Below are 17,846 nucleotides of genomic sequence, written 5' to 3'. Positions count from 1 at the left end.
AAAGGCCGTCTGAAAACGTTCAGACGGCCTTTTATCGTTTTATCGATTAGCGTTCGCTCAACGCTTGTTTCATACGCGTGATCGGTTTGATCAGGTATTGGAAGATGGTTTTTTCACCGGTTTTGATGTCTACCGTTGCGACCATACCCGGAATAATCGGCATAGGTTTGCCGTTTTTGTCTTTCAGGGAGTTATTTTCGGTTTGGACGAGAACACGGTAATAGACTTGGTTTGGGTCAAGTTTTAAGTCGTTGGCACGGTTTTGCATGGAGTTGCTGACGGTATCGGCGCCAACGAGGGTAACTTTGCCTTCCAAGCCGCCGTAGATGGAGTAGTCGTATGCGCTGACTTTAACCAATGCAGGTTGGCCTACGCGGATAAAGGCGATGTCTTGCGGGCGGATATAGGCTTCGACCAGCAGTTTGTCGTCAACCGGGACGATTTGCATGATGTCTTCGCCTGCGTTCACAACGCCGCCGATGGTGGTGACTTTTATGCCTTTGACGATGCCGCGCATAGGAGCACGGATTTGCGAGCGTTCAACCGGGTCGGCACGCATGGCAACGTTTTCTTTGGATTGCGCCAGTTCAGATTCGGCTTGCAAAAGTTCGTTGTTGGCATCGGCTTTGTAGCGGTTGCGGCGTTCGGAGATTTGGGTGGCTAAGTCTGCGGAATCGCGGCGCATTCTTAAAAGTTCGACTTCGGAAACATAACCTTCGGAAACAAGAGGAGCAGTAATGGCAATCTCTCGATCAAGTGCGGCCTTGCTTTGGGATAGGCCGTTGATGGCATCCACCATGACTTGGCGGCGTGCTTTGTAGGCGGCAATTTCGCGACGGCGAAGCTCAGGGCTCACGCTGTCTGGGAAGGAGAGCTTGGTTCCGTAGGCTTCAGCTTTAAGGCGGGCAATAGTGGCTTCGAGGTTTGCGACTTTGGCTTCGCTTTCGCGCAAAACGGCGGAGCTGCGTGTGTCGTCTAGTTTCATCAGAATCTGATCTTTCTCGACCATATCGCCTTCTTTAACCATGATTTCGGTTACGATGCCGGGATCCAGGCTTTGGATTACTTGCTCACGGCTGCTGGGAATGATATTGCCGTTGCCACGGGTAACTTCTTCGACAGGGCTGTTGTAAGCCCAAATAACGAAGACAATCATCAGAATAAAAAACAGGATGATGACAATAAACTGGCCACTGTGTTTTTCTTTTTGAAGGGCGGCGTTGAGGTCATTGATAAGGTCGAGATCTTTGGATTTGACGTTGTTTTCGCGGCTCATAATCGTGTGTCTTTATTGTGTTTGGTGGATTTTAACCATTAGGGCAGGCTGTTTGAAAGGGCAAGTAGGTTTCAGACGGCCTTTTGCTTTATCGTGCTGCTGATTGAGAGGCAGCAGCTTGTTGCTGTTGTTTGACGTTGGCTGCTTTGGCCTGTTCGTTTTGCATGAGTTTTTGCAATACCAGGTCACGCGGGCCGTCCATCACGACTTTACCATTGTCCATCACAATGATGCGGTTGACGATTTGCAGCACTTGCGGACGGTGAGTCACCAAAAGCATGGTGCGGTTGCGACCCCATTGGGCAATGGCATTGAGCGCCATGCGTTCGGTAGCTTGGTCCAGGCTGGTGGTCGGCTCGTCCAGCAAGACGACTTTCGGGTTGCGCAAGGTCATGCGTGCCAAGGCGATGATTTGTTTTTGACCGCCGGACAAGCCCAAGCCGTCTTCACCCAAAGGCATATCCAAACCACGTGGATGGTTGCGGATGATTTTGTCGAGGCCGAAACGGTTGAGCGCAGTCAGTAAGTCTTGGTCGGTAGAGTAGCTGCCGGTACGTGCTAAGTCCATGTTTTCACGCAATGTGCCGAGGAACAGGCGTGGTGATTGGCTCAACAGCAGGACTTGATCGCGCAGGAAGTTGGGGTCAAGCTGGCGCATATCGACGCCGTCAAGGGTAACGTTGCCTTTTTCAGTGTCGTACAGACCGCTGGCCAGTTTGAGCATGGTACTTTTACCGCTGCCGATACGGCCCAAAATACCGACTTTTTCGCCCGGTTTGATGGTCAGGCGCAAATCTTCGACCGCGCTGTTGTTGTCGGCTTGATATTTGAACGATACGTTTTCAAAGGTAATGCTGCCTTGAACGTTGTCCAAAGTAATGTATTTGCGTTCCGGATTGCGCTCGATAGGGCGGGTAACGATGTCGTTTACGCCTTTGAGGGCAAGTTTGGCCTGTTGGAAGCGGGTGGCCAAACCAGCGATTTGTGCCAACGGCGCCAAGGCGCGGCCGGACAGAATCACGGAGGCAATCAAAGCACCCATGGTAATTCGTTCCGCATGGTTGTCGGCATGAATCAGATAGGTACCGACAACGACCAAAAAGACAGTATTGAGCTGCTGCATGGCAACGGCGAAGTTGACCATGAAGTTGCTGGTGTCTTTGACTTTGATGGAAGAAGCGGAAGTTTTGGCAGTGTATTCGTCCCAACGTTGTTGCGCCCAAGATGTGGCGTTGTTGGTTTTCAGGGTTTCGATGCCTTCGATGGCTTCAACGGCAAGGCCGGAGCGTTGCGAACCTTCTTTCATCGATTCGTTGATGTGGCGAGAGAGCGGGCGTTGTACGACAAAACCGACAATCACGACAATCGGAATGATGATCAGGGGAACGAGTGCCAGTTTGCCGCCGACCATGGAAATCACGAAGATAAACAGCAACAGGAAAGGCAAGTCGACAATAGTCAACAAGCTGGCACTGGTCATAAACTCGCGCACGGCTTCAAATTCGCGCAAATTACTGGCGTATGAACCGGAAGAAGCTGGACGGTCTGCCAGACGCAATGCCATCACTCGGCGGAACAGGGAGGAGCTGATGATCAGGTCGGCTTTTTTGCCGGCAATATCGGTCAAATGACCGCGAATCATCTTGGCGGCAAACTCAAACAAAATCGCCAAGACCACGCCGATGCTCAATACCCACAAGGTTTCATAGGCTTGGTTGGGAATCACGCGGTCGTACACGTTCATCACATACAGGGAGCTGACGAGCGCAAGGAAGTTGATGATGATGGTGGCCAAGATGACTTGGTAGTAGTAGCTGCGGAAACGCCAAATGACTTTCCAAAACCATGCTTTGGGCAAATGGTATTCAGGCAGCTCCGAGCGCATATCGGTAGCCATTTTGGGTTTGATAAACCAGCAGTAGCCCAAATACAGGCCGGAAAGCTGCTCGTGCCTGAGTTCCTGTTCCAAACCGTCAACCTGGCGGATATGGTATTTGCGCTCTTGGCCGGAGCCTTCGATTTGGGTGATGACTGCTGCCTCTTCGTTGTGCAGGATAATCATGACCGGCACGGCGAGCGAGGGGATGTCTTCTAGATTGCGTTTGGATAAGGTGTTTTCAAAGCCGTGGCTGCGCAGGACTTCGACCAGCGAGTGATAGTTGACCTTGAGCTTTTTGTCGCGCACGACTTCGGCAGACAAAGCGGCTTCGGATACGGGCGCACCCAAAAGGCGGGTCACTAAAACGATGTGTTCAATGATGGCTTTCATATTTTTTCGCGTAATGTTTTTGATTTAACCGGCGGATATGGCTTTATTTTTTTGCCAAACCGACCCAAGCGGAGATTTTGGCCTGAGTATTTAAATAGTCTAGTGCCGCATCGCGGAAATCGTTGCGGGCGGCAACGTAATCCTGCTCGATGGAGGATAACTCGCTGTATGCGCTCAAAACGTCGGTCAGCGTACGTCTTGCAACTCTAAATTGCATTTCATAGGCTTTGATAACATCTTTTTGAGCGAGAATATGTTGAGCTGTTAACGCGGTGCGTTGTTCGCTTTCCTGCATATCGATGGCAGACGTTTGAACGCGTTCGTTCATGTCGCGCAGGATTTGTTCGGACTTGGCTTCTGCGGCAATCAATGATTTGGCATTGCGCTCTACATTGTGGCGTGCGGCAATATCCAACACATTCCATGCAACGTTTAAATAAAGCTGTCTGGTGTTGCGCGTTGCACTGCCTTCCAAATTGAGGGCAGGCAGGCGTTCGGCTTTGGACGCATCCAAATCTGCACGGACGCTGTCGCGCTCGGACAATTGCGCCTGATAGGACGGATTGTTGTTGCGGTTGGGGTTGTTGAAGCGTTCGCTGATGGATTTTGCCGTGTCGTTTTTAAACGGATCTTCCAAATCGTTGGCAGTCAGCTGGCGTGAGGTATAGCGGGACAGGCGGCTCAGGGCCAAATCCATGGTGCGGCGTTGCTGGGCGATGATGTTGGCCACTTGTAATTGGCGCGCGCGCGCTTCAATCAACTCGGAACGGCGGCCGGCATCATATTTGACAATGGTATTTAAGTCTTTTAAGAGGTTGTTGTGGCGCGCCAAAGTCTGCTCGTTGAGGATCAGGGTTTCTTTTGCACGCAATGCGCTCAGATAGAGGCGGCCGATATCGCTGCCCAGCTGCTCTTGGCTTTCGGTGTATTTGTGTTGATAGTATTCTTCGCGGCTGCGGTCGCGGCGGACGGCGGCTTCAATCGCACCCCATGAGTAGATGTTCACGCTGCCGCGCACGCCGATACCGTCATCCATGTCGTTGCTGTTGTATTTATTGTGTTGCGCCAGCACTTTCGTGCCGGTCAGGGTAACGACAGGATAATGGCGCGCACGCGTGGCTTTGGTCGTGCTTTGCGCAGCTTCTTGAGTGGCTTTGGCTTCACGCACAATCGGATCGCTGATTAAAGCGTCCCTGAGGATGTCTTGCAGGCTGTATGCAGAGGCCGTCTGAAACGGCAGCAGACAGCAGGCGACGGCAACGGCCGATGACAATAAACGGGGCTTTGTGGGGGAAGAATAAATATGCGACATGATTTTAACCAAATGATTTATATATTATCGTTGTCCGTATCGGGTATCGCTTGAGGCATGGCCGGGCGAATTTTGAACGAGAACACATACATTTACAAAGCATAAAGCATTTTTTCCAGCTTTTCACAATATTCTGATGAAAGGTCGAGATACATGCCTTAAAGTATATTATTGCAGAGCGCGACTATCGTATCTAATGATTTTAATGTAAAAAATCTATCAAAAAGGCCGTCTGAAAGGATTTCAGACGGCCTTTTTCAACCTTAATCCTTACGTTGCAATACGGCGGCAAAGAAGCCGTCGGTTTGGTGTTCTCCGGAGTTGAGGTGCAGGTATTTTCCGGTATCCAAATCGACCTTTAGGCTTTGCAGAAGTTCGGCGCAGTTGACGAGTTCAAACTCGGGATGCTCGGACAGGAAACGTTCGACTTGCAGCTCGTTTTCTTCCGGCAACACGCTGCAGGTGGCGTACACCAAACGACCTTGCGGTTTCACCAGTTTGGAGGCGGCATCGAGGATGCTGTGTTGCTGTTCCAAAAGGTTGGCCACGGTCTCGGCGGATTGGCGGTATTTGAGGTCGGGATTGCGGCGTAAAGTACCCAAACCGGAGCAGGGCGCGTCCACCAACACACGGTCGGCTTTACCTGCCAGTCGGGCGATACGGGTATCGTGTTCGCTGCTGATGCGTTCGGGGTGGATATTGGTCAGTCCGGCACGGGTCATGCGCGGTTTGAGGTTGGCAAGGCGTTTTTCAGCGATGTCGAAGGCGTAGATTCTGCCTTTATTGGCCATTTGCGCACCGACAGCCAAGGTTTTACCGCCGGCACCGGCACAGAAATCGACAATGATTTCGCCGCGTTTTGCGCCCACCAATAAGGCAAGCAGCTGGCTGCCTTCGTCTTGGACTTCCAGCGTACCGTCCAAAAACAGCTCATGTTTGTTAAGCGCGATTTTGTTTTTCAGGCGGATGCCCCAAGGCGAATAAGGTGTTGCCTCCGCATCGGCACTTTCGGCTTGCAACAATGGCAATACTTTGTCGCGTTTGCCTTTTAAGGTATTGACGCGGATGTCAAGCGGGGCAGGTTGGTTGATGCTGCGGCCGAAGGCGAGGATTTCTTCTTCGCTCCAATGCTGTTGCAGTTGTTCCACCAGCCATTGCGGCAATTCTGCGGCGGTATTCAGGCCGTCTGAAAACTCGGTTTTACGGGCTTTCAAATTGCCGAGAAACTCTGTTTCTTCTTCATCAAGCAAGTCTTTGATTTGGCTGATGTTGGTGCTTCTGCCGAGAATCAGTGCGGCGAGAGCGGCTTTACGCGGCTGCGCGTGCGGACGGCGCAGGGCGGTACTGATTTTTTGATAGTGGCGCAGCGCGGCAAAGGCGGTTTCGGCGATTTCGTGGCGGTCTTGGCGGCCGAGCTTTTTGTGTTCGCGGAAATAGGCGGAGAGGACGGCATCGGAAGGCTGTTTGAAAGTCAGCATTTCAGCCAAAACTTTGGCGGTATGGTCGAGTTGTGCGGCGTTCATAATGTAATGGGTTCTCTTAAAGTTGGTAAATGGTTTCAGACGGCCTTCATGATGCGTTCGATTTCATGCCAAAAGCCGTCCGGCCGTAATTCCAAAACGGCAATCAAGCCTTGGTCGATACGGTGGATTTCGGTTGCGTTTAATGTTTCGGTTTCGGCAATACGCGCAGGTGCAAGATAGGCCATGCGGTCGAGCAAGTGATAACGCGCTTCTTGGCGTTCAAACCCGTATTCCGCCCAATCTTGAATATAGATGCCGCGCCAGCCGTATGGATTAAGCGGCGGCTCAAAAGCATGGAAACCTTGTGGAAAAAATCCAATGCCGCGCACGATGGAAGCAGGGAGCGGATTTTCCGGCAGGCCTTGTGCGGTTAAGGCTGCTTTGCCTTGCAGTGTATGTAGCAGCTGGGATTGCTGCACCAATTTGGCGGCCTTGTCCGTCAGCGTGTCTTTAGGGTTGAGACCGCGCAGGTTTTGCACTTGGTCTCCGCCGTAGTATTTACACGCCAGCTCGATATGGTAGGGCTGTTGGTTGAGGGAAACGACAAAATCCGCGGCGCCTAAGGTTTGGCCGTCTGAAAAAACGGGCAGATTGTATGCGTGCAGTTCGGTGTGCGGCGCGTTGGCAAACCAGAAAGCCAGCAGCTCTTCGGCATAAATGCCGAGACGGTGGCCGAATGGGGAACGTTGGGCAAGGTGATCCATCAGCGGTGCGGGATCGGCATCCAATGCCAAAAGGTAACGGAAACCTTGTTCTCCCAGTAGTTCGCGCACGCTCAATTCGCAACCGCTTTGCCACAAAGGCGGCGCAGTCAGTAGCGAGGCGAGGTCGCGGACGGGTTGGCTGGTGAGTTTCCACCATAATGCGTCTAGGGCGTAATTCATGCTTATCCGAATATCAGTCATGCCGTCTGAAAAGCTGGAAACGTTTTCAGACGGCCTTAATCAGTCTTTTTTATGGATACGGTGGCTGACGGTATTGAAAAAACCGCGCAGGATATCGATGTCTTCAGTTTGCGTGTTAGCGCGTCCGAACAAGCTCTGCATGCGGCGCATCAGGCGCTCGCCGTTGCGGCGGTTGAAAAAGCCGATGTCGTTCATCACGCTTTCCATGTGGGCGACCATGCCTTTAATTTGCTCGTGGGTTGCGGTGTGGTCTTCTTGTTGCAAGTGGGTCATGGGCGAATCGGTTTGGCTGAAGATTTCGTAACACACGACCTGCACGGCTTGGGCAAGGTTGAGCGAGAAATAGTCGGGATTGCCGTTGATGGTCATCAGTCGGTTGCATGCTTGGACTTCTTCGATGCTCAAGCCGAAAGTCTCGTTGCCGAAGACCAGCGCCACTTTCTCGCCGCGGTTGGCGGCCTGCAGTAATTCGGGCACCAAATCGCGCGGGGTTTGCAGCGGCGCGGTGATTTCGCGGCGGCGGCTGGTCAGGGCGCAGGCGATGGTGGTGTCGGCAAGGGCTTCGTCCAAAGAGGCAGCAATGGTGGCATTTTCCAAAACGTCTGCCGCGCCGGAAGCGAGGGTGAAGCTTTCTTCCGGTAATTTAAACGATTGCGGATGCTCCGGATCGAATATGGGCGGATTTTCCGTCATCGGCGTTGCCATCAGATTGGGGGCGACGATGGTCAGTTTGTGCAGGCCCATTGTTTTCATGGCACGCGCGGCGGAGCCGATATTGGCGGGATGGCTGGTGCGCGTGAGGATGATGCGGATGTTGTCCAGATAAGCGGGCAGGGCGGGTTTTTCGGAAGTCATGTTTTGTTTTCTGTTTGTACGGGAATCAGGTATAATGCGCCATCTTTTTGTTTTCAGACGGCCTTTTTCCATGCCGTCTGAAATGTTCTTTAACAGCATCGGAAACGATTAACAGCCTCTTGTGTGCCTTGTTCGGCGCATTAGGGCGTATTTTACCTGAATTAGAAAGAAAACCATGAATCCGTTTTTAAATACCGCTTTCAAAGCCGCCCGTAAAGCAGGGCAAATGATGATTCGCGCCGCCGGCAATCTGGATGCCGTCAAAGTAGACAGCAAAGCATTCAACGACTTCGTTTCCGATGTTGACCGCAGCTCTGAGATGATTTTGGTGGAAGCGCTGAAAGAAGCCTATCCGCATCACAAAATCACTTGCGAAGAAGGCGGCTCCCACGGTAAAGCCACTGCCGAATACGAATGGATTATCGATCCGCTCGACGGCACAACCAACTTCCTCCACGGCCATCCTCAATACGCCATCTCTATGGCACTCCTGCATAAAGGCGTGTTGCAAGAAGCTTTGGTGTACGCACCTGAGCGCAACGACGTGTACATGGCTTCCCGCGGCAAAGGCGCGTTGCTCAACGACCGCCGCATCCGCGTTTCCAACCGCATCGAATTGAACCGCTGCCTGATCGGTACCGGCTTCCCTGTTGTCGATCAAAGCATGATGGACAAGTATCTGGCGATTTTGAAAGACTTCTTGGCCAAAACCGCCGGCGGCCGTCGTGAAGGCGCGGCTTCTTTGGATTTGTGTGCCGTTGCGGCCGGCCGTTTGGACGGTTTCTTCGAGTTTAACCTCAAACCTTGGGATATTGCCGCCGGTGCATTGATTGTCCAAGAAGCAGGCGGTATCGTTACCGATATGTCCGGTAATGAAGGCTGGTTGGAAAGCGGCGACATCGTTGCGGCCAATCCTAAAGTATTGGCGCAAATGCTGAAAATTATTTCTGAACACCAATAAGCGTTTGTAGGGAACGGCCTGTATTTTTCGTGGCAGGCCGGATTCTCAACAATCGGTAAAAGGCCGTCTGAAACCTGAAATAGGGTTTCAGACGGCCTTTTGTTTTGTTGTTAACGGATTCGGATAAGAGCTGAAAATACGGCTTTTAAAGGGAGCATTTTTAATTTTGTCTGTATTTTCTATTGCTACGCAGTTATGATGTGGATACGTTTGGCTGAAATAATGCCGCACGCAATCATAAAAATAGAAAGCAGAGGAGAATAATGAAACGAGATTTTGAAGCAGTAAAACGCATTGTCATTAAGATTGGAACCAGTTCTTTGGTGTTGCCAAACGGCCAAATCAATTTGGCAAAAATCGACCAACTGGCCTTTGTCATTTCCAGCTTGGTCAGTAAGGGCAAAGAAATTGTGCTGGTGTCTTCCGGCGCGATGGGCTTCGGGCTGAATGTCCTCAACATGGAAAAACGTCCGGCGGAAATGTCGCAGCAACAGGCTGTTTCCAGCGTCGGCCAAGTGGCCATGATGAGCCTTTACTCGCAGATTTTTTCCCATTATCGGATGACGGTATCGCAAATCCTGCTGACGCGTGATGTGGTCGAATATCCGGAAAGTTTGGCAAACGTTACCAATGCTTTTGAATCCCTGCTTTCCATCGGCGTCATCCCTATTGTCAATGAGAACGACGCGGTCAGCGTGGACGAGATGGACCATGCGACCAAATTTGGCGATAACGACCGTTTGTCGGCAGTCGTGGCGAAAATCGTTAAAGCCGATTTGCTGATTATGTTGTCCGATATCGACGGTTTGTTTGATAAAAATCCGGCCGTTCACGCCGATGCCAAGCTGCGCAGCCATGTTGCAGATATTACCGAAGAAATTATTGCTTCTGCCGGCGGCTCGGGCAGTAAGTTTGGTACGGGCGGCATGCTCAGTAAGATTAAGAGCGCGCAGATGATGTTTGAACATCACGGCCAGATGGTGTTGATGAACAGCGCTAATCCGCGCGATATTCTTCAGGTTTTAGATGGCGCGCCTATCGGAACTTGGTTTGCACAAGAGAAATAGGGAGGTTTGATGAGCTATATCGAACAGTTGGGCAAGAATGCCCAAAAAGCCAGTAAAACGTTAATCAGCTTGGGAAGCGTAGAAAAAAACAATCTGCTGCGTCAGGTCGCAACGGCGTTGGTTGAACAGGCTGAGATAATTTTGGCGGAAAATGCCCGCGATTTGGCCGCTGCAAAAGAAAACGGCATTTCGGACATTATGCTCGACAGGCTGCGCTTGAATCATGAACGCATCAAAGGCATTGCGGAAGGCGTTGGGCAGGTTGCCGATTTACAGGACCCGATTGGGCAGGTTGTCCGCGGCTATACCAATCTGGACGGTTTGAAGATTGTTCAGAAACGCGTGCCTTTGGGCGTGGTTGCCATGATTTTTGAAAGCCGCCCCAATGTTTCAGTTGATGCGTTCTCTCTGGCCTTTAAAACCGGCAATGCCATTATTTTGCGTGGCGGTCGCGACGCGATCCATTCAAATACCGCATTGATTGCCGTCATCAGGCAGGCTTTGGTAAAAGCGGGAATGGATGCCGATGTAGTGCAGCTGGTTGAAGATACCAGTCATGCCGCTGCCGAGGAATTGATGCAGGCAATCGATTATATTGATGTGCTGATTCCGCGCGGCGGCGCGCGCTTGATTCAGACGGTGAAAGAGAAATCGAAAGTTCCCGTCATTGAAACCGGAGTCGGTAATTGCCATATTTATGTGGACGACAGTGCCGATTTGGAGATGGCAGTCGATATCGTCGTGAACGCCAAAACGCAGCGTCCGAGCGTGTGCAATGCAGCTGAATCTTTGGTTGTCCACGAAAAGATAGCGGAGGCGTTTTTGCCCAAACTGGAAGAAGCAGTTGCCAAAGTGCATCCGGTCGAATTTAGAGCCGATCAGGAAGCACTGCGTATGTTTAAAAATACTGTTTTGGCAACCGAGGAAGATTACAGTACCGAGTTTCTTGACTATATTATGTCGGTCAAGACAGTGAAATCGGTGGAAGAAGCCGTCGATTGGATTAACGACCATACGACGCATCACTCGGAAGCGATTGTGACCCAAAGCATTGCCCATGCCGAGTTTTTTCAAGAAAGCATTGATGCAGCGGCGGTTTATGTCAATGCGTCCACTCGGTTTACCGACGGCTTTGTTTTCGGATTGGGCGCGGAAATCGGTATTTCCACCCAAAAAATGCACGCCCGCGGCCCGATGGGTTTGGAAGCGCTGACTTCGACCAAATTTTATATCAACGGCAACGGTCAGATCCGACGTTGAGAAACACCCCCTCAATTCCATCAATTTGCGTATAATGGCGGGAAATTTGATTTTCCCCGAACAACCGATTTAGTAAAAGGAACACACATGTCCTCTATCCACGATCAAATCAAAGAAGTCGTAACCACCCACCGCGTCGTATTGTTCATGAAAGGCACGAAGCAGTTCCCACAATGCGGCTTCTCTTCCCGCGCCGTACAAATCCTGAATGCGGCAGGTTGCACCGACTATGTGACTGTCAACGTATTGGAAAACGATGCCGTACGCCAAGGCATTAAAGAATACAGCGACTGGCCGACTATTCCTCAACTGTACGTCAACGGCGAATTTGTCGGCGGTTCTGACATTTTGATGGAAATGTACGAAGCCGGCGAACTGCAAGAATTGCTGAAAGCTTAATCATCTACAATATTCCGTAATGTAAAATTGTTGACAAAGGCCGTCTGAAACCCTGATTCAGACGGCCTTTCGCATAAATACGCACTTTGCGCGCCATGCGAAAAAAAGTATAATCCCCCTCCATCAACGCAATTCGGAAAATCAACATGAACGTTACCGTTATCAACCACCCTTTAGTCCGCCACAAACTCACGCTGATGCGTGAAGCGGATTGCAGCACTTACAAATTCCGCACGCTTACCACCGAGTTGGCACGTCTGATGGCATATGAGGCCAGCCGTGACTTTGAAACCGAAAAATACATTATTGACGGCTGGTGCGGCTCTATTGAAGGCGACCGCATCAAAGGCAAAACGCTGACCGTCGTCCCGATTTTGCGTGCCGGTTTGGGTATGCTCGACGGCGTACTCGACCTGATTCCGACTGCCAAAATCAGCGTTGTCGGCTTGCAGCGCGATGAAGAAACTTTGAAACCGGTTTCTTATTTTGAAAAATTTGTCGACAGCATGGACGAACGTCCCGCACTGATTATCGACCCAATGTTGGCGACCGGCGGCTCTATGGTTGCGACCATCGACCTTCTGAAAGCCAAAGGTTGCAGCAATATCAAAGCATTGGTATTGGTTGCCGCTCCGGAAGGCGTGAAAGCCGTTAATGACGCGCATCCTGATGTAACCATCTACACTGCCGCGCTCGACAGCCACTTGAACGAACACGGCTACATCATCCCAGGCTTGGGCGATGCCGGCGATAAGATTTTCGGTACACGTTAATTGAAATGTTTAAGGCCGTCTGAAAAGTGTCAAACATCAACTTTCAGACGGCCTTGTTATATGGTTTGTTTTAAAACCCACATCAGAAAGGACAATCATGAGCTTCCAAGATAATCTGGCCACTATGCCTGCCATCGACCATTTGAGTGGCTTGGATATTCTCGATAAAGAGGGCAATGTGGTTCATCACATTCCCAATGCGACCGGTAAACAAGGCTCGCTCAAGCTTTACTATGCTTTGGCACAAGAGTTTGACAGCAAGCTGGATGCAGCGGCAGCAGAACGCGGCCTGGCATGGTTTGCCGAACATGTTGCCGATGCCGAAGCCAATCCGGGTAAACATCCGAATATTGATTTGCTGTTTAAAGTGAAAGCTGACAATATCAGCCTGACTTTGAAACCATTGGCTGCTTAATGAATACAAAAAAGGCCGTCTGAAAACAATTTTCAGACGGCCTTTTTATATGCTTAAAGCCTTAAGCGATAGAAGCTTCAACGAATGCAGTCAGTTGACCTTTAGCCAATGCGCCGACTTTAGTGGCAACGTTTTCGCCGTTTTTGAACACCATCAGGGTAGGGATGCCGCGAACGCCAAATTTGGCAGGAGTGGCTTCATTGTCGTCGATGTTGATTTTAACGACTTTCAGACGGCCTTGGAATTCGGAGGCGATGTCGTCCAAGATTGGGGCAATCATTTTGCAAGGGCCGCACCATGGTGCCCAGAAGTCCAGCAATACAGGTACGTCGGATTTCAAAACGTCTTGTTCGAAGCTGGCATCGCTGGCGTGGATAATCAATTCGCTGCTCATGTTTGTTTCCTTTTAAATCGGGATTAATAAATACGTTGTTCAGAATAGTGGCAGACAGGGAAAATTTCAAGTGCCGCCACCCGGTAATAGTTTTTTTGAAATGTGCCTATCGTAATCCTTAAAGATTCAGACGGCCTCTTGAACCATGTGGCCGGAGTGTGCAATCAAATGGCGCGTATAGTCGCTGCTTGGATTGGCAAACACGTTTTCGCATTCGCCTTCCTCAACGACTTTGCCGTCTTTCAACACCATCACGCGGTGGGAAATGGCGCGGATGACGGCGAGGTCGTGGCTGATGATGATGAAGGCGAGGCCGTATTCTTTTTGCAGGCTGCTGAGCAATTCAAGGATTTGTTGTTGCCATTGGACATCAAGCGCGCTGGTTGGTTCATCCAATACGAGGATTTTTGGGCGGACAATGATGGCGCGGGCGATGGCGAGGCGTTGGCGCTGGCCGCCGGAGAATGCGTGCGGATAGCGTTCGAGTGCATCTTCGGGCAGGCCGACTTGTTTAAGGACTTCTTCGACGCGACGGCGCATTTCTTCGCGCGGCATTTCAGGTTCGTGAACGCGCAAGGCTTCGGAAACGGTATCGAAGACGTTCATGCGCGGATTGAATGCGCCGAACGGGTCTTGGAATACCATTTGGATTTCGTGGCGCAATTCATGTCTCCATTGCTCGCCGTTGATGTGTAGGCTGCCTTCGGAATCGATAAGGTGCATAACGGCTTTTGCCAGCGTGGTTTTGCCGCAACCACTTTCGCCGATGATACCCAATGTTTCCCCCGATTTGAGATCGAAAGAAACGGGGTTGAGAATGGTTTTGTCTCGTTTTTTAAACCAGCCGTCTGATTCTTTGACGGAGAAGGCGATTTGTTCGGCCTTAAGGACGGTAGCAGGGTTTTCAGGCAAAGGAGCCACTCGGCGTGTTGTGCCTGCGTTGAGCAACATTTTGGTGTATTCGTGCTGCGGATTGGCGAAGACTTCGGTTGCTTTGCCGGTTTCGAGGATACGGCCGTTGCGCATAACGGCGACATCGTCGGCAAAACGGCGCACAAGGTTCAAGTCGTGCGTAATGTAGAGCATGGTCATGCCGTGTTCCTCCTGCAGACGTGAGAGCAGGTCGAGGATTTGGGCTTGGACGGCAACGTCCAAAGCAGTGGTCGGTTCGTCGGCAATCAGGAGCTTAGGCTGGGCTGATACGGCCATGGCAATCATGGCGCGTTGGCGTTGGCCGCCGGAAAGTTGGAAAGGGTAGGCCTGGGCTTTTTGCTCGGGCTGGTGGATGCCGGTTTCGTCCAAGAGTTCGATAGCGCGCGCCCATGCCTGTTTTTTATCCAAACCCAAATGCAGGGTCAGGACTTCGGCGATTTGTTCGCCGACGCGCATGACGGGGTTGAGGGCGGTCATGGGTTCTTGAAATACCATGCCGATTTCGCGGCCGCGCAGTTTTTGCAGGGCGCGTTCGGGCTGGGTCAGCAGATCGGTTCCGCAATATTTCAGACTGCCTTCAAAGCTAACCATCGGATTGAGGCGCATAATGCCTTGCGACAATACGGTTTTGCCGCTGCCGCTCTCGCCGACCAATGCCAGTTTGCGGCCGGGTTGCAGGGTAAGGTTGATATCGTACAAAACTTGTTTGCTCGGAAAGGAGCCGTTTAGGTTTTCGATTTCGAGTATAGGTGTAGTCATGGTCGTGGCCGTCTGAAAAGTTTGTTGATGACAGATTTTCAGACGGCCTGCATGAATCAAGGGGCCGTCTGAAACAGCGGTTTAGTCTTGAAACTGTTCTTTGAGTTTGCGTTTTAATACTTTGCCGGTGGCATTGCGCGGCAGCTCGTCTTGGAAGATGACTTGTTTGGGGATTTTAAAGTTTGCCAACAGGCCGCGCAGGTGGCTGCGGACTTCGGCTTCTTCCAGTTTCATGCCTTCTTTGAGTTGGATAAAGGCAATGATTTCTTCATCGGCGTATTGGTCTCTCACGCCGATTACGGCAGTGGCTTCCACAGCTTCGAGTTTGTAAATGGCTTCCTCGATTTCACGCGGATAGACGTTTTGGCCTTTGGAGATAATCAGGTCTTTTTTGCGGTCGACGATGAAGATAAAGCCGTCTTCGTCTATGGTGACGAAGTCTCCGGTTTTCAGCCAACCGTTGACAATGGTTTCATCTGTGGCGTCAGGCATATTGAGGTAGCCTTGCATGACCGAGCCGCCTTTGATGATGAGTTCGCCCACTTCGCCGCGCGGCACTTCGACCAATTCGTCATCGACGGCTTTCACGGTCAGGCCGGGCAGGGCGACGCCGACGCTGGCGGTTTTTTGGCGTTCGGGTGTATTGACGGCCACAACGGGCGAGCATTCGCTCAAGCCGTAGCCTTCCAGCAATTTGGCGCGCGGGAATTTGGCTTTAAAGTCGTCGATGGTTTGTCCGGCCAGAGGCGCACCGCCGCTAATAAACAGACGGACGCGGTTGAACCATCTGAAATACCAAGGGATTTTAGTTTTGCTCATGGCGGTGTAAATGGCCGGTACGCCGAGGAAAATGGTAGCGCGTTTGAGTAAAACCTGTTTCAACACGTTGGAGAACGGGAAGACGGATTTGACCAAAATAATCGAGCAGGCTTGATATATCGGCAGCAAAACCATGGCGGTCAGCGTAAAGCTGTGGAACATGGGCAAGAAGACGACGAAGCGGTCTTTTTGCGAAATTTGGAAAATTTGTTCGATGCCTGAAAGGTTGGAAAACAGGTTGCTGTAACTGATTAATGCGCCTTTTGGGTGGCCGGTTGTGCCGGAGGTGTAGATAATGTGCGCCAAATCGTTGGCAGACGGCTGACGGCTCAGATTCGGTTTGCCGGGGAATGTTCGCGCGGCATCGAAATAGCTGTCATCACTACTGGCAGCTTTGGTTTCGCCAATCCAGATGATTTTATTGACTTTGGTTTTGGCTTTGATGTTTTTGAGTTCTTTGGCCAACGGCGCGGAGGCAAACATGAAGCGTGCGCCGCAGTCATTGAGGATGTAGGAAAATTCTTCGCTTTTCAAAAAGACGTTGAGTGGGACGGCTACCGCGCCGATGGAAGTAATGGCGAAATAGGCGGCAATAAATTCGGGAGAATTGGAAACGACAAGGGCAACCCTGTCGCCATATTGTACGCCTTCGTGTTGCAGATAGGCGGCGACGGTTTCTACTTCGCGTTTGAGGGAGGAATAGCTGATTTTTTCTTTGTCGTTGAAAATGACTGTGCCTTTACCGTTTTTTTGGCAGGCTGCAGTCAGCATAGCGTAAAAATTAGGGTGGGTGTGCATTTCGGAGTTTGTGTCCATATTGTGTCGATTGATGTACGGTTTCGATGAACCGTTTATTTCGAAGGATAGGTTTTACATCCTATCGGTAAAATAAGCAAGAGGCCGTCTGAAAATACTTTCAGACGGCCTTGCGCTTTGCTGGGCTTAGGAAAGCAATATTTTGAATTTAAACTTATTTATTCTGTTGATGGGAATATTCCCATTCTTCAAAAGTCTGCCGTTCGGAAGATAGCGCAAGCCGATTGCGTTTCTGTCTCAAGCCATTTTGAGTTTACCGTTGAGTTTGAGGCAGAATCCTGATGACGGATTGGCAGAGCCAATGTTTAGAGACTTTGAGACCTAGCCATTGTTCAGACGGCCATCGGGTACTTTCTTAAACAGGCGATAGAAATTGTCGCTGGTGTTTTGTGCCAATGTTTCCAAGCTCTCGCCACGCAGATTGGCTAAGAACTCGGCCGTATAGCGGACGTAGGAAGGCTCGTTTTGTTTGCCGCGTTTGGGAACCGGCGCGAGGAAAGGCGCATCGGTTTCTACCAAGATTCTATCGGTAGGGACGTATTTGGCGGCTTCCTGAATCAGAGGCGCGTTTTTAAACGTCACAATGCCGGAGAAGGAGATATACATGCCCAAATCCAAAGCAGCTTTGGCAAAGGCGATATCTTCGGAGAAACAGTGAATCACGCCGGAGTTGGTGTGGCATTCTTTCAAAATCCGCAACGTGTCTTCGGCTGCATCGCGCGTGTGGACGATAACGGGCAGGCCGCTTTCGTTGGCGGCTTGGATATGGTCGGCAAAGCGTTGATGCTGCCATGACAAATCGCCTTTGCACCAGTAATAGTCCAAACCGGTTTCGCCGATGCCGACGATTTTGGGATGTTTGGCCGCTTCTACCATTTCGGCAATGGTAAATTCCTCCGCTTCTTGGCTGTCGGGATGTACGCCGATGGTGCAATAGATGTGGTCGTGCGCCTGGGCAATGTCGAAAACTTCGGCAAAACTTTGTTTGCTGACGCTGATGGCAAGCGCCTGTTTGACGCTTTGCACTTCCATATTGGCAAAGACTTCGGACAGGCGGTCTTTTAGGCCGTCAAAGTTGAGATGGCAATGTGAATCGATTAAATGCATGGT

The 17,846-nt window shown here is 51.0% G+C and carries 16 protein-coding genes; 6 read left to right on the top strand and 10 right to left on the bottom strand.

Translation table 11 applies throughout. From position 1 onward, the window contains the following. Positions 1-46 precede the first annotated feature (46 nt). The 6 genes from ACTHR7_RS07275 to ACTHR7_RS07250 all read right to left on the bottom strand — a co-directional run bounded on the left by ACTHR7_RS07275 (position 47) and on the right by ACTHR7_RS07250 (position 8,140). Positions 47-1,276, bottom strand: a complete 1,230-nt coding sequence (locus ACTHR7_RS07275) for an HlyD family type I secretion periplasmic adaptor subunit (RefSeq protein WP_377072277.1) — start codon at positions 1,274-1,276, stop codon at positions 47-49. A gap of 88 nt (positions 1,277-1,364) precedes the next feature. Next, the gene (locus ACTHR7_RS07270) at positions 1,365-3,545 is read right to left on the bottom strand and encodes a type I secretion system permease/ATPase (RefSeq protein ID WP_440370581.1); all 2,181 of its coding nucleotides are present in this window, start codon (positions 3,543-3,545) and stop codon (positions 1,365-1,367) included. 43 nt (positions 3,546-3,588) lie between these two features. Continuing rightward, a complete protein-coding gene (locus tag ACTHR7_RS07265) occupies positions 3,589-4,857 on the bottom strand; it encodes a TolC family protein (protein WP_440370580.1) in 1,269 nt (422 codons plus the stop codon). A 263-nt stretch (positions 4,858-5,120) separates the two neighbouring features. Then, positions 5,121-6,380 carry an RsmB/NOP family class I SAM-dependent RNA methyltransferase gene (locus ACTHR7_RS07260; RefSeq protein WP_440370579.1) on the bottom strand — a complete coding sequence of 420 codons (1,260 nt, stop codon included), beginning with the start codon at positions 6,378-6,380 and terminating at the stop codon, positions 5,121-5,123. Between the two features lie 35 nt (positions 6,381-6,415). Next, a complete protein-coding gene (locus ACTHR7_RS07255) occupies positions 6,416-7,285 on the bottom strand; it encodes a DUF1853 family protein (RefSeq protein WP_440370578.1) in 870 nt (289 codons plus the stop codon). Positions 7,286-7,324: 39 nt separating this feature from the next. After that, positions 7,325-8,140, bottom strand: a complete 816-nt coding sequence (locus ACTHR7_RS07250) for an RNA methyltransferase (protein WP_107810296.1) — start codon at positions 8,138-8,140, stop codon at positions 7,325-7,327. 175 nt (positions 8,141-8,315) lie between these two features. Between ACTHR7_RS07250 and ACTHR7_RS07245 the strand changes: the two genes are divergently transcribed. The 6 genes from ACTHR7_RS07245 to ACTHR7_RS07220 all read left to right on the top strand — a co-directional run bounded on the left by ACTHR7_RS07245 (position 8,316) and on the right by ACTHR7_RS07220 (position 13,015). Further along, entirely contained in the window at positions 8,316-9,101 is a 786-nt protein-coding gene (locus ACTHR7_RS07245) for an inositol monophosphatase family protein (RefSeq protein ID WP_070461469.1), read from the top strand. A gap of 263 nt (positions 9,102-9,364) precedes the next feature. Beyond that, on the top strand, positions 9,365-10,168 hold the full coding sequence (gene proB, locus ACTHR7_RS07240) for a glutamate 5-kinase (protein ID WP_440370577.1): 804 nt from the start codon (positions 9,365-9,367) through the stop codon (positions 10,166-10,168). Positions 10,169-10,177: 9 nt separating this feature from the next. After that, positions 10,178-11,428, top strand: coding sequence for a glutamate-5-semialdehyde dehydrogenase (locus ACTHR7_RS07235; RefSeq protein WP_293206105.1), 1,251 nt, complete (start codon positions 10,178-10,180; stop codon positions 11,426-11,428). 87 nt (positions 11,429-11,515) lie between these two features. After that, positions 11,516-11,827, top strand: a complete 312-nt coding sequence (grxD, locus tag ACTHR7_RS07230) for a Grx4 family monothiol glutaredoxin (protein ID WP_003681608.1) — start codon at positions 11,516-11,518, stop codon at positions 11,825-11,827. Between the two features lie 146 nt (positions 11,828-11,973). Next, the gene (gene upp, locus ACTHR7_RS07225; protein ID WP_070712287.1) at positions 11,974-12,600 is read left to right on the top strand and encodes a uracil phosphoribosyltransferase; all 627 of its coding nucleotides are present in this window, start codon (positions 11,974-11,976) and stop codon (positions 12,598-12,600) included. A 97-nt stretch (positions 12,601-12,697) separates the two neighbouring features. Continuing rightward, positions 12,698-13,015, top strand: a complete 318-nt coding sequence (locus ACTHR7_RS07220; protein WP_293206102.1) for a DUF2322 family protein — start codon at positions 12,698-12,700, stop codon at positions 13,013-13,015. Positions 13,016-13,076: 61 nt separating this feature from the next. On the opposite strand, the gene trxA is transcribed toward ACTHR7_RS07220, so the two are convergent. The 4 genes from trxA to ACTHR7_RS07200 all read right to left on the bottom strand — a co-directional run bounded on the left by trxA (position 13,077) and on the right by ACTHR7_RS07200 (position 17,843). Beyond that, positions 13,077-13,409 (bottom strand): thioredoxin TrxA, encoded by a 333-nt coding sequence (gene trxA, locus ACTHR7_RS07215; protein ID WP_003681479.1) that lies wholly within the window; start codon positions 13,407-13,409, stop codon positions 13,077-13,079. Between the two features lie 126 nt (positions 13,410-13,535). Further along, positions 13,536-15,101, bottom strand: a complete 1,566-nt coding sequence (locus ACTHR7_RS07210; protein ID WP_440370576.1) for an ABC transporter ATP-binding protein — start codon at positions 15,099-15,101, stop codon at positions 13,536-13,538. A gap of 81 nt (positions 15,102-15,182) precedes the next feature. Further along, the gene (locus ACTHR7_RS07205) at positions 15,183-16,736 is read right to left on the bottom strand and encodes a fatty acid--CoA ligase (protein WP_070824000.1); all 1,554 of its coding nucleotides are present in this window, start codon (positions 16,734-16,736) and stop codon (positions 15,183-15,185) included. A gap of 321 nt (positions 16,737-17,057) precedes the next feature. After that, positions 17,058-17,843, bottom strand: coding sequence for a TatD family hydrolase (locus ACTHR7_RS07200; protein WP_440370575.1), 786 nt, complete (start codon positions 17,841-17,843; stop codon positions 17,058-17,060). Positions 17,844-17,846: the final 3 nt, after the last annotated feature.

Source organism: Neisseria sp. P0007.S010 (assembly GCF_051962875.1).
Classification (GTDB): domain Bacteria; phylum Pseudomonadota; class Gammaproteobacteria; order Burkholderiales; family Neisseriaceae; genus Neisseria; species Neisseria subflava_A.
Note: the sequence above shows the minus strand (reverse complement) of the source record. Positions and strands in the feature narration are given on the sequence as shown.

Coding starts and splice junctions, on each gene's coding strand:
- ACTHR7_RS07250 (WP_107810296.1), bottom strand. CDS start 8,140: ATGACTTCCGAAAAACCCGCCCTGCCCGCTTATCTGGACAACATCCGC.
- ACTHR7_RS07235 (WP_293206105.1), top strand. CDS start 10,178: ATGAGCTATATCGAACAGTTGGGCAAGAATGCCCAAAAAGCCAGTAAA.
- ACTHR7_RS07210 (WP_440370576.1), bottom strand. CDS start 15,101: ATGACTACACCTATACTCGAAATCGAAAACCTAAACGGCTCCTTTCCG.
- ACTHR7_RS07270 (WP_440370581.1), bottom strand. CDS start 3,545: ATGAAAGCCATCATTGAACACATCGTTTTAGTGACCCGCCTTTTGGGT.
- ACTHR7_RS07260 (WP_440370579.1), bottom strand. CDS start 6,380: ATGAACGCCGCACAACTCGACCATACCGCCAAAGTTTTGGCTGAAATG.
- ACTHR7_RS07245 (WP_070461469.1), top strand. CDS start 8,316: ATGAATCCGTTTTTAAATACCGCTTTCAAAGCCGCCCGTAAAGCAGGG.
- ACTHR7_RS07200 (WP_440370575.1), bottom strand. CDS start 17,843: ATGCATTTAATCGATTCACATTGCCATCTCAACTTTGACGGCCTAAAA.
- ACTHR7_RS07255 (WP_440370578.1), bottom strand. CDS start 7,285: ATGACTGATATTCGGATAAGCATGAATTACGCCCTAGACGCATTATGG.
- proB (WP_440370577.1), top strand. CDS start 9,365: ATGAAACGAGATTTTGAAGCAGTAAAACGCATTGTCATTAAGATTGGA.
- ACTHR7_RS07265 (WP_440370580.1), bottom strand. CDS start 4,857: ATGTCGCATATTTATTCTTCCCCCACAAAGCCCCGTTTATTGTCATCG.
- ACTHR7_RS07220 (WP_293206102.1), top strand. CDS start 12,698: ATGAGCTTCCAAGATAATCTGGCCACTATGCCTGCCATCGACCATTTG.
- trxA (WP_003681479.1), bottom strand. CDS start 13,409: ATGAGCAGCGAATTGATTATCCACGCCAGCGATGCCAGCTTCGAACAA.
- ACTHR7_RS07205 (WP_070824000.1), bottom strand. CDS start 16,736: ATGGACACAAACTCCGAAATGCACACCCACCCTAATTTTTACGCTATG.
- upp (WP_070712287.1), top strand. CDS start 11,974: ATGAACGTTACCGTTATCAACCACCCTTTAGTCCGCCACAAACTCACG.
- ACTHR7_RS07275 (WP_377072277.1), bottom strand. CDS start 1,276: ATGAGCCGCGAAAACAACGTCAAATCCAAAGATCTCGACCTTATCAAT.
- grxD (WP_003681608.1), top strand. CDS start 11,516: ATGTCCTCTATCCACGATCAAATCAAAGAAGTCGTAACCACCCACCGC.